The organism is Microbacterium wangyouchuni, assembly GCF_054072595.1.
Genome location: NZ_JBSVRM010000004.1, coordinates 198,679 through 212,754 on the forward strand (window position 1 = coordinate 198,679; position 14,076 = coordinate 212,754).

General features: G+C 63.9%; 16 protein-coding genes. 4 read left to right on the forward strand and 12 right to left on the reverse strand.

Going from position 1 to position 14,076, the window contains the following annotated elements; genetic code table 11:
• Position 1 precedes the first annotated feature (1 nt).
• The gene (locus tag ACW5CM_RS08285) at positions 2–1,414 is read right to left on the reverse strand and encodes a deoxyguanosinetriphosphate triphosphohydrolase (protein WP_438255780.1); all 1,413 of its coding nucleotides are present in this window, start codon (positions 1,412–1,414) and stop codon (positions 2–4) included.
• Entirely contained in the window at positions 1,365–2,519 is a 1,155-nt protein-coding gene (gene dusB, locus ACW5CM_RS08290; protein WP_438255779.1) for a tRNA dihydrouridine synthase DusB, read from the reverse strand. Before dusB ends, ACW5CM_RS08285 begins: the two co-directional genes overlap by 50 nt.
• A 60-nt stretch (positions 2,520–2,579) precedes the next feature.
• Between dusB and ACW5CM_RS08295 the strand changes: the two genes are divergently transcribed.
• Together ACW5CM_RS08295 and ACW5CM_RS08300 are read left to right on the forward strand one after the other, a co-directional pair.
• Complete coding sequence (locus tag ACW5CM_RS08295; RefSeq protein WP_457124737.1) at positions 2,580–3,083, forward strand: glutathione peroxidase; 504 nt, start codon at positions 2,580–2,582, stop codon at positions 3,081–3,083.
• Between the two features lie 38 nt (positions 3,084–3,121).
• The gene (locus tag ACW5CM_RS08300; RefSeq protein WP_457124738.1) at positions 3,122–3,628 is read left to right on the forward strand and encodes a hypothetical protein; all 507 of its coding nucleotides are present in this window, start codon (positions 3,122–3,124) and stop codon (positions 3,626–3,628) included.
• Positions 3,629–3,668: 40 nt separating this feature from the next.
• Here ACW5CM_RS08300 and ACW5CM_RS08305 read toward each other — a convergent pair whose 3' ends face one another.
• Positions 3,669–4,364, reverse strand: coding sequence for a DsbA family oxidoreductase (locus tag ACW5CM_RS08305; protein WP_457124739.1), 696 nt, complete (start codon positions 4,362–4,364; stop codon positions 3,669–3,671).
• 52 nt (positions 4,365–4,416) lie between these two features.
• On the opposite strand from ACW5CM_RS08305, the gene ACW5CM_RS08310 reads away from it, so the two are divergent.
• Together ACW5CM_RS08310 and ACW5CM_RS08315 are read left to right on the forward strand one after the other, a co-directional pair.
• Positions 4,417–4,971, forward strand: coding sequence for a P-loop NTPase family protein (locus ACW5CM_RS08310; RefSeq protein WP_457124740.1), 555 nt, complete (start codon positions 4,417–4,419; stop codon positions 4,969–4,971).
• The gene (locus ACW5CM_RS08315) at positions 4,968–5,558 is read left to right on the forward strand and encodes a P-loop NTPase family protein (protein WP_457124741.1); all 591 of its coding nucleotides are present in this window, start codon (positions 4,968–4,970) and stop codon (positions 5,556–5,558) included. The genes ACW5CM_RS08310 and ACW5CM_RS08315 overlap by 4 nt, the downstream gene beginning before the upstream one ends.
• Before the next feature lie 84 nt (positions 5,559–5,642).
• Here ACW5CM_RS08315 and ACW5CM_RS08320 read toward each other — a convergent pair whose 3' ends face one another.
• The 9 genes from ACW5CM_RS08320 to ACW5CM_RS08360 form a co-directional block, all read right to left on the reverse strand.
• The gene (locus ACW5CM_RS08320; protein ID WP_457124742.1) at positions 5,643–6,443 is read right to left on the reverse strand and encodes an isoprenyl transferase; all 801 of its coding nucleotides are present in this window, start codon (positions 6,441–6,443) and stop codon (positions 5,643–5,645) included.
• Positions 6,440–7,183, reverse strand: a complete 744-nt coding sequence (gene recO / locus ACW5CM_RS08325; protein WP_438255772.1) for a DNA repair protein RecO — start codon at positions 7,181–7,183, stop codon at positions 6,440–6,442. The genes ACW5CM_RS08320 and recO overlap by 4 nt, the downstream gene beginning before the upstream one ends.
• 121 nt (positions 7,184–7,304) lie before the next feature.
• The gene (gene leuA / locus ACW5CM_RS08330; protein ID WP_438255771.1) at positions 7,305–9,065 is read right to left on the reverse strand and encodes a 2-isopropylmalate synthase; all 1,761 of its coding nucleotides are present in this window, start codon (positions 9,063–9,065) and stop codon (positions 7,305–7,307) included.
• 167 nt (positions 9,066–9,232) lie between these two features.
• Complete coding sequence (gene era, locus ACW5CM_RS08335) at positions 9,233–10,129, reverse strand: GTPase Era (RefSeq protein ID WP_439254337.1); 897 nt, start codon at positions 10,127–10,129, stop codon at positions 9,233–9,235.
• Positions 10,122–11,399 (reverse strand): hemolysin family protein, encoded by a 1,278-nt coding sequence (locus tag ACW5CM_RS08340; RefSeq protein ID WP_439254336.1) that lies wholly within the window; start codon positions 11,397–11,399, stop codon positions 10,122–10,124. Before ACW5CM_RS08340 ends, era begins: the two co-directional genes overlap by 8 nt.
• Positions 11,399–11,857, reverse strand: a complete 459-nt coding sequence (ybeY, locus tag ACW5CM_RS08345) for an rRNA maturation RNase YbeY (protein WP_438255795.1) — start codon at positions 11,855–11,857, stop codon at positions 11,399–11,401. Before ybeY ends, ACW5CM_RS08340 begins: the two co-directional genes overlap by 1 nt.
• Positions 11,851–12,879: a PhoH family protein gene (locus ACW5CM_RS08350; RefSeq protein ID WP_438255794.1), complete on the reverse strand. Its 1,029-nt coding sequence runs from the start codon at positions 12,877–12,879 to the stop codon at positions 11,851–11,853. The genes ybeY and ACW5CM_RS08350 overlap by 7 nt, the downstream gene beginning before the upstream one ends.
• A gap of 49 nt (positions 12,880–12,928) precedes the next feature.
• On the reverse strand, positions 12,929–13,276 hold the full coding sequence (locus ACW5CM_RS08355; protein WP_439254334.1) for an HIT domain-containing protein: 348 nt from the start codon (positions 13,274–13,276) through the stop codon (positions 12,929–12,931).
• A 63-nt stretch (positions 13,277–13,339) separates the two neighbouring features.
• Positions 13,340–14,068 (reverse strand): 16S rRNA (uracil(1498)-N(3))-methyltransferase, encoded by a 729-nt coding sequence (locus tag ACW5CM_RS08360; RefSeq protein ID WP_457124743.1) that lies wholly within the window; start codon positions 14,066–14,068, stop codon positions 13,340–13,342.
• Positions 14,069–14,076: the final 8 nt, after the last annotated feature.

Below are 14,076 nucleotides of genomic sequence, written 5' to 3' on the forward strand. Positions count from 1 at the left end.
GTCAGAAGGCCCCTTCGACCGTTTGCGCAGCGGCCAGCGATCGGTTGGAACCGACCCGTGCGGTGCGCGGGCTCCAGATGCCCACCTCGGCCGGGTCGATGTCTCCCACCAGTCGGTTGTGCCAGTCCAATGCTGTCTGATCGGTCAGGCTGGCGATCTGGTCGACGATGACCCTGGAGCGCTCGGCATCAGTTGTCGCGTCTAGGAAATCTGCAGCGAACGCGGGCTCCAGCACGTCTTCACCGGCGTTCCACAGCGCGTCCGTCGACCAGAGCGCATCGGCGAGGCGTTTGAGTACACGACGCTGCTCCTTGTAGACGCCCTTGCGCGCTTCAATGGTGACGATCGCCTGCCCCATGATGCCTTTGAGTACGGCGATCTCGGTCTCCACGACGCGAGGAACAACGACATGCGCGTTGTAGCGGGCGAGCGTCGGGCCGCCATACGCATCTCGCGTCGCGGCAACAGCAGCCCGAGCGAAACGGCCGATCATGTCGCTCGTGAGGTTCTTCAACCGGGCGAGGTCCTGACGGGAACGATCGAACGACTTCAGCCACATCGGCTGACGCGTGAGCCGATAAAGACCATCGGCGAGCTCCTCGCGCGTGAAGTCGTAGCCGACCCATTGCTGGATGCGTCCGACAAGAGCGTGGTGCTCCGCCGGATCCGACAGCTGAGCCACGTCGAGGTAGCCGTTGACGATGGCATCCTCGAAATCGTGCACCGAGTACCCGATGTCATCGGAGAGATCCATGATCTCGGCTTCAATGCAGCGCAGGCGCCCGGGAGCGCCATCACGCATCCAACGGAACACGGCCTCATCTTCGGGGTAGACGCCAAACTTCAACCGTCCGCCCGGATCCGGCATCGGACTGTCGACTGTCCACGGGTATTTGCAGGTCGCATCCAAGCTCGCCCTGGTGAGGTTGAGCCCGACAGAATGCTCGCTGCTGTCGAGGACCTTGGCTTCCAGACGCGTCAGGATTCGCAGTGACTGCGCATTGCCCTCGAAACCGCCGATGGCCTCAGCCCAGTCGTTGAGCGCTCGTTCACCGTTGTGGCCAAAGGGCGGATGCCCGAGATCGTGGCTGAGGCAGGCTGTGTCTACGACATCGGCAGAAACTCCTAACGCGACCGCCAGCTCACGCCCGACCTGTGCAACTTCCAGCGAGTGCGTCAGACGGTTGCGGGCGAAATCAGCCGTGCTGGCGGGACTCAGTACCTGGGTCTTCGCAGCGAGCCGGCGCAGTGCGGCTGAGTGCAGCACGCGCGCACGATCACGGGCGAAGCCGTCGCGCTCAGATCGGTGAGTCTCAGCGACGTAACGCTCAGCGTCGCGGGGCTCGTAGCCCTCCGCGAGAACCTCAACCACCGTTATTCTCGATTTCCGCTCCTCGCAGCATCTCGCTGGCATCGGCTGCGACGTCCCGGGAATCCAACCACTTCTCCGGCAGCGCCGTGCGCTTCGGGCGGCCAGCACGTCCGCGCTGACCCTCAGCATCCTCACCGGGGTACGGCGCGTCATGATCGAGCTGGCCGAGTAGATCGTCGATGTGCGCCAGGCTCTGCGCAGTGGCGAGACCGGTGCGCACGTCGCTGCCGACCGGGTAGCCCTTGAAATACCAGGCGACGTGCTTGCGGATATCGCGGCAACCGTGATCTTCGTCGCCGAGGAACTCGATGAGCAGCTCCGCATGACGACGGAACGCATCCGCGACAAAACCGAGTGTCGCATCGACCGGACGAGACTCAGCGCCGAAGGCCGTGGCCAGCTCTCCGAACAGCCACGGACGTCCGAGGCATCCGCGTCCGACGACCACGCCATCGCAATCGGTCTGCGCCATCATCCGCACAGCGTCTTCACCCGACCAGATGTCACCATTGCCCAGCACAGGGATGCTTGTGACTGCCTGTTTCAGCTCGCCGATGGCATTCCAGTCGGCGTGGCCGGAGTAGAACTCGTTGGCCGTGCGCGCGTGCAGCGCGACAGCGGCGGCTCCGGCATCTTCGGCGGCGCGGCCCGCGTCGATGAACGTGAGGTGGTCAGGGTCGATGCCCTTGCGCATCTTCACCGTCAGCGGAATATCTCCTGCTGCCTTCACAGCCTGCTCGACGATATCGGCGAAAAGCTTGGTCTTCCAGGGGAGAGCTGCTCCCCCACCCTTACGCGTGACCTTCGGCACGGGGCATCCGAAATTCAGGTCGATGTGATCGGCGTGATCGTCGTCGACGATGACCTTGACCGCATCAGCGATGGTCTTCGGGTCGACGCCGTAGAGCTGGATCGAGCGCGGCGTCTCACTCTCGTGGTGCTGGATCAGTCGCATCGTGGTCTCGTTGCGCTCAACGAGCGCACGCGAGGTGATCATCTCGCTGACGTAGAGTCCGGCACCATACTCACGGCAGAGCCGGCGGAAGGCGGTATTGGTGATCCCCGCCATGGGCGCGAGGACGACAGGCACGTCGAGGGCGATCGGGCCGATGCGCAACGCGCGCGCGGGTGCAGGAGCGATAGTCATGTCCTCTCCATTCTCCCACCCTCCGGCCTCTGCAGCCTCAACGCGTCATAGGCTGTGGATATGACCGATTCCGCGCTGCGCCAGATCCCGTTCATTGATGCTCAAGGAGCCGAGAAGACCCTCGACGACTTCGGCTCCGACGTGCTGCTGGTGGTCAACGTGGCGTCGAAATGCGGCCTCACCCCGCAGTACGAGCAGCTCGAACAGCTCCAGCGCACCTATGGCGAACGGGGTTTCAGCGTTGTCGGGTTCCCGTGCAATCAGTTCCTGGGCCAGGAGCCCGGGTCCCTGGAGCAGATTCTGGAGTTCTGCTCGACGACCTACGGCGTGAGCTTCCCGGTCAACGACAAGGTCAAGGTCAACGGCAAGAACGCCACCGAGCTCTACAAAGCGTTGAAGCAGTCAGCGGATGCCGGGGGCAAGGCCGGTCGCGTGGAGTGGAACTTCGAGAAGTTCCTCGTCCTGCCCGACGGCTCAGTTCAGCGGTTCCGACCGAAGCAGAAGCCCGACTCGCCGGAGATCGTTGAAGCCATCGAGACGGCGCTTACCTCGGCTACTCGCTGACCGCGGGAACGGGCTTTGCGGCCCAAGAGAGTATTGGCATGGACCAAGCAATCCTCATCTACCTCCTCCTCGCGATCGTCATCGTTCTGCCCGTGGTGGGGTTGATCCTGAAGCGTAAGGCCCGCCGTGCTGGAGCTCAGCGCTGGGAAGCGAAGAAGGACCGTCAGGCCGGCGATGACGGGCTCGGCGCAACAATCACTTTCGCTGCCGATGAGGCTACGGTCCGAGTCTTTGCTGCACCCCTCATCGAAGGCACAAAGCGCGTCCGCACGCAGGATGACGGCACCTGGGCGCAGACGCACTACAACGACGACGACGTCGTGTACCAGCTCGTTTCGACTGCTGAGGGCACCACTCTGGGTGTCTCACGTGCGATCGAGTTCTCCGGAACCCTCAACGGCATGAAGGCGTGGAAGAAGCTCCGCGAACAGATCGTTGCCGCGGCGGCCGAGCGCGAAATCGCTGTCACCACCGGCAATCGTCCGCTCGTGCGCACCGCCGACGCCAGCCCCACCGGCGCAGTGATCTGGCGGCCTGCCGCCTGATCAAAGCTCCGGCTTCAGCTCGCGAGGGATTCGTCTGACTTCAGGCGGATCCCTCAGCTGCTGCCACCGGCTCGCCGCGCTTGGACCACAGGTCCTTCAGGACGTTCTCGAACGTCGCCGGTGGCTGCGCACCGGAGATGCCGTACTGCCCGTCGATGACGAAGAACGGCACACCCTGGATTCCGTAGGCACGTCCCTGCGCCTGGTCCTGTCGCACGGCCGGCAGGAATTTGTCGTTGTCCAGCGCATGGCGCGTGGTGTCTGCATCCAGTCCCACCTCGACAGCCAACTCGATCAGATCGTCGACGCGTCCCACGTGCTTGCCCTCGGTGAAGTAGGCCGACATCAGCCGCTCTTCCATCTCGAGCTGCAGGCCCTGCGACTTCGCATGGTGAAGCAACTCGTGTGCCTTCACCGTGTTGGTGTGCTGAAGCAGATCGAAGCGGTACTCCAGGCCTGCGTTCTTTGCGACATTGGTGACGTTCTCCAGCATGCCCTCGACCTGCTCACGAGGCATCCCCTTGTGTCCGGACAGGAAATCGACCTCGTTGCCGTCGAAGTCGACCGGCGTATCGGGTGCCAACTCGAAGGAGTGGAACGTGATGTTGACCTGCGGGGCATCCGCGCCCTGCGTTTCCTGGAGGGCTGCAAGGCCCTGCTCGAGGTTGCGTTTGCCGATGTAGCACCAGGGGCAGGCGATGTCGGACCAGATTTCAATTGCGATGGGTTCAGTCACATCACCAACAACCTCTCGTCAGCCGCGTGTATTCCGCAGATAGAATTTTCGGATGCTCTGTGTCGATGACCCGCTCCCCGTAGCGCCGATGCGCGTACTGATCGCGGGGGTCACCGGATCGGGAAAGACGACCCTGGCTCGGCGCATCGCCGAGCGCTGGAAGCTGGATCACCATGAGATCGATGCGCTCTACCACGGCCCGAATTGGACACCGCGTCCCGAATTCCTCGACGACGTGCGCGCCTTCGCCGCCACCGAGCGCTGGGTGACCGAGTGGCAGTACACGAGCAAGGGGACCAACGAAGTCCTCGTGCCGCGCGCCGATCTGGTCGTCTGGCTCGACTATCCCTGGCCACTCGTTCGACGGCGGCTCGTGGCTCGCACCCTCCGTCGACGGGTCATGCGCACCAGGCTATGGAATGGAAACGTGGAACCGGCCCTGTGGACGCGCGAGGCCTGGTCCGGCGAGAACGACATCATGCGCTGGCAGAAAGACACCCGGTACAAATGGGACCGGCGGATGCCGGAGATCGAGAAGGCCTTCTCGTCTTTGCAGATCATGAGGTTGCGTCATCCTCGCGAAGCGGAGCAGTGGTTGCGCAGATGACCGCGCCTCTGTTGACCGCGGCTGATCCGCTGCCTTTCCTGCCCGAACGGGTACTGATCGCAGGGGTCACCGGATCGGGAAAGACGACCCTGGCACGGCGCATCGCCGAGCTCTGGAGACTCGATCATCATGAGATCGATGCGCTCTACCACGGCCCGAATTGGACACCGCGACCCGAGTTCCTCGACGACGTTCGTACCTTCGCCGCCACCGGGCGCTGGGTGACCGAGTGGCAGTACACGAGCAAGGGCACCGACGAGATCATGACGCCGCGCGCGCAACTGGCGATCTGGCTCGACTATCCGTTCCCGGTGGTGCGGGCTCGGCTGATCCGACGGACGCTGGCACGGAGCATCCTGCGCACGCAGATGTACAACGGCAACGTCGAAAAGCCGCTCCGGAAACTGCTGGCGACACGCGACCCTGCCGAGAACATCCTCGCCTGGCAGACCCAGACGCGCGGGTTCTGGGCAGACCGGATGCCGCTGAAGCGGGCGCAGTTCCCGCATCTGACAATCGTCCGGCTCGCACACCCGCGTGAGACGGAGCGGTGGTTGCGCGTGCAGCAGGAGCACGAATCTCGCTGAACAACAGCAACTTCGCAGCAATTCCAGCAGATCCTGCGAAATTCGTGCTGTTCTGCGGTCTGGGGTTCTACGATTCCACGCGGCTCACGTGCCAGCATCCGGCACATCGACCGCACCGCCGAAGCGTCGGTCACGCGACACGTAGACCTCGATCGCACGCCACAGCTCCTCGCGGGAGAAATCCGGCCAGAGCGTGTCGAGGAACACCATCTCGGCATAAGCCGACTGCCAGAGCAGGAAGTTCGAGGTGCGCTGCTCGCCCGAAGAGCGCAGGAACAGGTCGACGTCGGGCATGTCCGGCACATACAGGTTCCGACGGATCATCTTCTCGCTGATCGCTTTGGGCTTGACCTTGCCGGCGGCGACCTCCTCAGCGATCCGGCGCATGGCGTCGACGAGCTCCACCCGACCGCCGTAGTTCACGCACATCGTGAGCGTCAGGACGTCGTTGCCCTCGGTGAGTTTCTCGGCGTACTGCAGCTCTTTGATGACCGATCCCCACAGCCGCGGTTTGCGCCCAGCCCAGCGCACTCGCACACCCCACTCGTTGAGCTGATCGCGACGCCGGTGCAGCACATCACGGTTGTACCCCATCAGGAAGCGCACTTCTTCGGGTGAGCGCGCCCAATTCTCGGTCGAGAACGCGTAGACGCTCAGGTGCTTGACGCCCGCCTGGATCGCCCCCGCGACGACATCCAGCAGAACTTCCTCACCGGCTTTGTGCCCCTCGATGCGGGTGAGTCCACGCTTGTTCGCCCAGCGCCCGTTGCCATCCATGACGATCGCGACATGCTCGGGAATCTTCCCGAACGCTGGCGGGTGAACACCAGTCCAGTCCAGCGGGCGATACGCGACGGCGTCTTTGTGGGTGTAGGGCTTAGTCAATAGTTTCCCTCTCGTGGCGAATCCGAGACATGGGCGAGCGAGCGGATGCCGCGCTCCAGGTGGAACTGCGCATAGGCCGAGATCAGCCCCGAGGCCGCTGCTGTGGCGGCGTGCGGCGCTGCGTCGACCTCGTCCCATTCACCGCGGAGGAGCGATCTCAGCAGCTGCAGAGTTGATTCGGCGATCCGTGGGCTTCCGGCGGGAGCACAGTCCGCGCAGACCATCCCGCCCATCTGACCGACGAAGCTCCGGTGTGGCCCGGGCGAGGCGCACCGAGCGCAGTCACTCAGCGACGGCGCCCAGCCCGAAAGCGACATGACGCGCAGCAGATAGGAATCGAGGATGCTGCGTGGGGCGTGCTCGCCACGAGAAAGCGCGCGCAGGCCGCCGACGAGCAACAGGTACTGCTCGGGTGTGGCCTCTGCGTCGTTCAGCCGATCAGCAGTCTCAACCATGGCGTTGGCCGAGGTGAAGCGATCGTAGTGTGCGGCGATATCACTGCCGTAGGCGCCGAGCGACTCCGCCTGTTGCACAATGTCGAGCGAGCGCCCCTGATACAGCTGCACGTCGGCGACCATGAACGGCTCCAGCCGTGAGCCGAACTTCGATGAGGTGCGGCGTACGCCCTTCGCAACAGCGCGGATCTTGCCGTTGCGCCGCGAGAGCATGGTGACGATGCGATCCGCCTCCCCCAGCTTGTGGGTGCGGAGGATCACCGCTTCGTCTCGGTAGGTGGGCACTGTTCGATTATCTCCCGTGCGCGCGAGAATGGCTGGGTCACCGCACTGAACGTCGAGACCCCCTCGTATTCACACGCGGGGGTCTCGACGATAAAACCGGATGCCGAGAGGACGAGCCAGACTAGACGCTGGCGAGCTCCGGATTCGCCACCCGCGTGCGGATCGACCGGTTCACACCCGACACGATCGCCTTGAGCGATGCGGTGGAGATATCGCCGTCGATGCCGACGCCCCACAGCCGCTGATCTCCGATCTGGAGTTCCACGTAGGCCGCGGCCTGGGCGTCGCCGCCCGAGCTGAGAGCATGCTCGACATAGTCGTACACCGTGATGTCGAAGCCCTGCGCACGCAGCACCTCGACAAAAGCTGCCACGGGGCCATTGCCCTGGCCCGTGACTGCGTGCTGAGCGTCTCCATCGCGGATCACGACATCGAGCACGACCTCGCCGGACATATCGCTGCGCGTCTGCGTTGCCAGCAGCTCGTACCGGCCCCACTTCGCCTCCGCGACCTCGGCCGGCAGATACTCGTCGTTGAAGATCGACCAGATCTGGTCGCTGGTGACCTCGCCGCCCTCGCTGTCGGTTTTGGACTGCACGACCCCGGAGAACTCGATCTGGAGCTTGCGCGGCAGATCGATGGCGTGATCGGTCTTGAGCAGGTACGCGACGCCGCCCTTGCCGGACTGCGAGTTCACCCGGATGACTGCTTCATAGGAGCGACCGAGATCCTTCGGGTCGACGGGCAGATAGGGCACCGCCCACTCGATCTCATCGATTGTCTTGCCCTCAGCCTCAGCGCGGGCCTCCATCGCCTCGAAGCCCTTCTTGATGGCGTCCTGATGCGATCCGCTGAACGCGGTGAACACGAGGTCACCCGCCCAGGGGCTACGCTCAGGCACCGGCAGCTGGTTGCAGTACTCGACAGTGCGCTTGACCTGGTCGATGTCGCTGAAGTCGATCTGCGGGTCGATGCCCTGCGTGAACATGTTGATTCCGAGTGCGACCAGATCGACGTTTCCGGTGCGTTCTCCGTTACCGAATAGGCATCCCTCGATGCGGTCGGCTCCGGCCATGTAACCGAGCTCCGCAGCCGCAACCGCGGTGCCGCGGTCATTGTGCGGGTGCAACGAGAGGATGATGTTCTCTCGATGGTTCAGGCGCCGGCTCATCCACTCGATCGAATCGGCGTAGATGTTCGGGGATGCCATCTCAACCGTCGCGGGCAGGTTGATGATGACCTTGCGCTCGGGAGTCGGTTCGAAGACCTCGATGACCTGGTTGCAGATGTCGAGAGCGAACTCCAGCTCGGTGCCGGTGTAGCTCTCCGGTGAGTACTCGTAGAAGACCTGCGTCTCGGGAATCCGCTTCTCGAACTCGCGGCACAGCCGCGCGCCCTCGAGAGCCAGATCGATGATGCCCTGCTTGTCGCTGCGGAACACGACCTCGCGCTGCAGCACGCTCGTGGAGTTGTACAGGTGCACGATCGCCTGCTTGGCCCCGGCGATCGACTCGTAGGTGCGCTCGATCAGGTGCTCTCGCGCCTGGGTCAGCACCTGAATGGTGACGTCATCCGGGATGAGGTTCTCTTCGATGAGCTGGCGAACGAAGTCGAAATCGGTCTGGCTCGCCGAGGGGAAGCCGACCTCGATCTCCTTGTATCCCATGCTCACGAGCAGCTGGAACATGACGCGTTTGCGCTCGGGCGACATCGGGTCAATCAGTGCCTGGTTGCCGTCACGCAGATCAACTGCGCACCAGCGGGGTGCTTCAGTGATGCGCTGAGACGGCCAGGTCCGGTCCGGGAGGTCGACAGCGATCAGCTCGTGGAACGGCCGGTACTTGTGAATCGGCATCGCAGACGGGCGCTGGAAGTTTTGCATGGTGGGGCTTCTTCTCTTCGTCAAATTGAACGGGCCAACACAAGCGCCGCGACGAGGAAGGCCCTAGCTTTAGGACTCGTCGCGGCAACTAAGAAGAAGCTGTCCGCCGAAAGGCATGTGGTCATGCTAGCAGGATGTGAGAGCACCTGTGCGCCATCTGCGTGCTGCTAGAAGCCGAGCTTGCCCAGCTGCTTCGGGTCACGCTGCCATTCCTTCGCGACCTTCACGTGCAGCCCCAGGAAGACGCGCGTGCCGAGCAGCTCTTCGATCCCGACGCGCGCACGCTTTCCGACATCTGCGAGACGCTTGCCCTTGTGCCCGATGATGATCGCCTTCTGGCTATCCCGCTCGACGACGATCTGCGCGTGCACGTCGGTGAGGTCGCTACCCTCACGGGGAGCCACATCGTCGATCACGATGGCAATCGAGTGCGGCAACTCATCGCGCACGCCTTCGAGTGCGGCCTCACGGATCATCTCGGCGATGCGATCTTCGTCGGATTCATCCGTGGTGATTCCTTCGGGGTACAGCGCCGGCCCCTTCGGCATCAGCTTGAGAACCTCGTCTGTGAGCACATCGAGCTGTTCGCGTGTCAGGGCTGACAGCGGGATGACTGCGGCCCAGTCCTCACGCAGCGAGTCGACTTCCATCAACCGCTCCGTGATCGCGTCTCGGCTCGCGGCATCCGTCTTGGTGACGATCGCGACCTTTTTCGCGCGCGCATAACCGTCCAACGATGCGGCGATGCGCCGGTCGCCAGGGCCGACCTTCTCCGTGGCTGGTACGCAGAATCCGATGACGTCAACGTCGCCCAGAACCTGCTCCACGAGGTCGTTGAGCCGTTCGCCCAGCAGGGTGCGCGGCTTGTGGATGCCCGGTGTATCGACGATGACGAGCTGTCCGTCCGGGCGGTTCACGATGCCGCGAATCGCACGCCGGGTCGTCTGAGGCTTCTCACTGGTGATGGCGATCTTCTCGCCGACCAGGGCATTGGTGAGCGTCGATTTGCCGACGTTGGGACGCCCGACGAACGTCACGAATCCGCTACGGGGTTTTTCAGACATCGTCGGTCTCCTCTAGTGCGCCAGCGGCGCGTTCCACGAATACAGTTGCGATTCCGCGGCCTCGGCCGCGCGATGCTCCACCGGTCAGGACGAGCCCATCGATGGTGGCGGTCACGCCAGGCTGCGGAACCTGATCGACAGCTTTGCCGAGCAGGCCACCGATCGAATCGACGTCCTCGTCTTCCAATTCAATGTCGAACAGGTCGCCCACGTCGTCGAGCGACAGCCGCGCGCTGACCCGGTAGCGGCCTTCGCCCAGGTCGACGATCTCAGCAGCCGCCTGGTCGTACTCGTCAGAGATCTCGCCGACCAGCTCTTCGATGAGATCCTCCAACGTCACCAGTCCGGAGATTCCGCCGTGCTCATTGATCACCAGACACACATGCACGGCGTCGCGCTTCATCTGCTGCAGCAGCGTCTCCGCACGCATCGATTCCGGCACGAACGTCGCCGGTCGTGCAATGGGGCGGATGGATGCTGCGCGCCAGGCCGAGTCGTCACGATAGGCGAACTGCACGAGGTCTTTCAGATACAGCACACCGACGACGTCGTCTGCATCGTCATCGACCACGGGTATCCGCGAGACACCCCGATTCAGGAACAGTGACATCGCCTGGTCGGTGGTGGCCTCAGCATCCACTGTCACCATGTCGGTGCGCGGCACCATCACGGCGCGCACGAACTGATCGGTGAAGTCGAAGACCGAGTGGATCAGATCGCGATCGTCCTCTTCGATGAGATCGTTGGACGCGGCCTCGTCGACCATGCTGAGTAGCTGGTCTTCCGAGGCGAACGAGCTTCTTCCGGTGCCGGGAGTGACCTTGCTGCCGAGCACGACGAGTCCCTGGGCGAGCGGGCCGAGGCTCAGACGCAGACCGCGCACGATCGATGCCGTGCCTCGGATCATCCCCTCCGCGTGGTGTCGGCCGATCGACCGTGGGCTCGCCCCGACCAGAACGAAGGTGATGCCGGTCATCAGGATGGCCGCGGCCATCATCGCCCACCAGATGTTCTCGAACAGGACCGTGAACGCGACGGTGACCAGCACGGCAGCGGTGACCTCGACGAGCACGCGGATGAAGGAGACCGCGTTCACATGAGCGTCGAGATCGTCGCCGATGCGGGTGAGGGCCTTCGCGTTACGGCCTTCACTGGCCATACTGGCAAGATCAGCGCGGGAGACGACTCCGTAAGCGGCATCGATGGCTGCGGAGAGCCCACCGAAAGCGACGAGCAGAAGAGCTGCGAGAAGCAGGAGGATTTCGGTCATCAGCCGCGTTCAGCATGCGCGAAAGCCACGATCAGCTCCTTCTGCAGTCCAAACATCTCACGCTCCTCGTCGGGCTCGGCGTGGTCGAAGCCCAGCAGGTGCAGCAGGCCGTGCGTGGTGAGCAGGATCAGCTCGTCCATCAGCGTGTGACCGGCGGCCTGTGCCTGGGTCTCCGCAACCTGGGGGCACAGCACGATATCTCCGAGCAGCCCAGGAGGGGTCGGACGTTCTTCGGTGCCGGGGCGCAACTCGTCCATCGGAAAGCTGAGCACGTCGGTGGGTCCGGGCTCGTCCATCCACTGCACGTGCAGAGCTTCCATGGCGCCTTCGTCGACGAGGACGATCGCGACCTCGGCATCCGGGCTCACGTGCAGCTGGGCGAGGTTGAAGTCCGTCAGGCGTTGCAGGACGGTCTCGTCGATGGAGATCTCCGACTCGTTATTGATCTCGATCATGATGAGTGTCCTCGTTTCGGGGAACGGTCGCGCGGACCGGGACGCAGGTTGCTGCGGCGCTCCGCACGGTTGGCGAACTCGGCTGCCTGCTCGCGCTCGTATCGTGCGGCGACGCGCTGCTCGTCGTACTCGCTGTACGCGTCGACGATGCGTCCGACGAGCGAGTGACGCACGACATCGGCGCTGGTGAGGCGGGTGAAATGAATGTCGTCGATGTTGTCGAGCACTCGAGTCACGAGGCGCAGACCTGATGCGCCCTGCGGCAGATCGACCTGGGTGATGTCGCCGGTGATGACCATCTTCGTGCCGAAGCCGAGCCTGGTCAGGAACATCTTCATCTGCTCAGGTGTGGTGTTCTGTGCCTCATCGAGCACCACGAACGAGTCGTTGAGCGTGCGTCCGCGCATATAGGCGAGTGGAGCGACCTCGATGGTGCCGGTCGCCAGCAGCCGGGGCACGACCTCGGGGTCCATCATCTCGTTGAGCGCGTCGTAGAGCGGGCGCAGATACGGGTCGATCTTGTCATTGAGCGTTCCGGGCAAGAATCCCAGCCGCTCCCCTGCCTCGACCGCGGGACGGGTGAGGATGATACGGGTGACCTCTTTGCGCTGCAGTGCCTGCACCGCCTTGGCCATCGCGAGGTAGGTCTTTCCCGTTCCGGCCGGGCCGATTCCGAACACCACGGTGTTCTCTTCGATCGCATCGACGTAGCTCTTCTGGCCAGCGGTCTTCGGGCGGATCACCCGACCGCGGGTCGACAGAATTGCTTCGCCGAGCACCTCGCTGGGACGGGGGCCGTCTTGCTGGCGCAGCATCCGCGCCGAATTCTCGACGTCGCCCGGGACGAGGTCGTGACCATCGCGTGTCATGGTGAGCAGTTCCTCCACCAGGGTTTTTGCTGCAGCAACGTGAGCGGCTTCACCGGTGATCGTGATCTCATTGCCGCGCACAAGTACGTCGACATCGGGATGCTGGCGCTCCAGCATCTTCAACAGGCGATCCTGCGGACCGAGCACCCGCACCATGGCGACGCCGTCGGCGTAGATGCGTTCGGTGACGCTGTTCTGTTCGGGCTCAGGCACCGACGCTCTTCTCCGTCAGGCCGCCAGCGAGGATGTGCGCGTGCACGTGGAACACTGTCTGGCCGGCATTCGCGCCGACATTGAAAACCAATCGAAAATCGCCGTCGGAGTGCTCGGCGGCAAGATCCTTCGCGAAAGCAGTCAGTTCGGCGAGGAGCGCGGGGTCTCCCGCTGCGAGTTCAGTGACGTCGCGATACTGCTCGGTCTTGGGGATGACGAGCAGGTGCACTGGCGCCTGCGGAGCGATGTCGCGGATGGCGAACAGCCGATCAGTCTCCGCGATGATCTCGCCGGGAATGTCGCCGCCCAGGATACGGGTGAAGATCGAGGGTTCCGTCATGATCTCAGTCTACTGGCGTCAGTTGCTGGCGTCACCGAGCCGCCTCTGCAGGGGCGCGCGGCCTCACCAGCGACCGAGTGCGGCCGACAGCACAGCGATCGCCGCGGGCCCAGCGGTTGACGTGCGCAGCACCGTGTTCCCGAGGAGCACCCGCTCGGCGCCGGCCGCTTCGAACTTCTGCAGCTCCTCCGGGGAGATGCCGCCTTCCGGGCCGACGACCAACAGAATGTCCCGGTGATCGGCGGCCACGGTCGAGAGTCGCACGGTGGCGGTCGGATCCAGGACCAGCATCCGCTTGCCCTCGGCGCGCGCGATGAGCTGTGCTGTCGTCAACGGCGCCGAGACCGGCGGCACCCAGGCACGATGCGCCTGTTTCGCAGCCTCCCGGACGATGCTCGCCCAGCGCTCGCGCCCCTTCGCTGCCTTCGGTCCCTCCCAGCGAGAGATGCTCCGCGATGCCTGCCACGGCACGATGTCGTCGACGCCGAGTTCACAGGCTGCCTGCACGGCGAGCTCGTCGCGGTCCCCCTTCGCCAATGCCTGGACCAGAACGAGTCGCACGTCCGGAATTTCCGCCTCCGTGCGCGCGGTGATGTCCACATCGACGCGTGACGCGGACACGTCAGTTACGGTGCCTTCCAGCCACACGCCGGATCCGTCGCCGATCGTTACCGATTCCCCGACCCGCAGCCGTCGTACCACCGCAGCATGCTTGGCCTCAGCGCCGGTCAGTGAGACTGTTTCTCCGACAGCGACCGATGACGACCCCTCGACAAGAAAGTGCAGAGCCACGTGTCCTC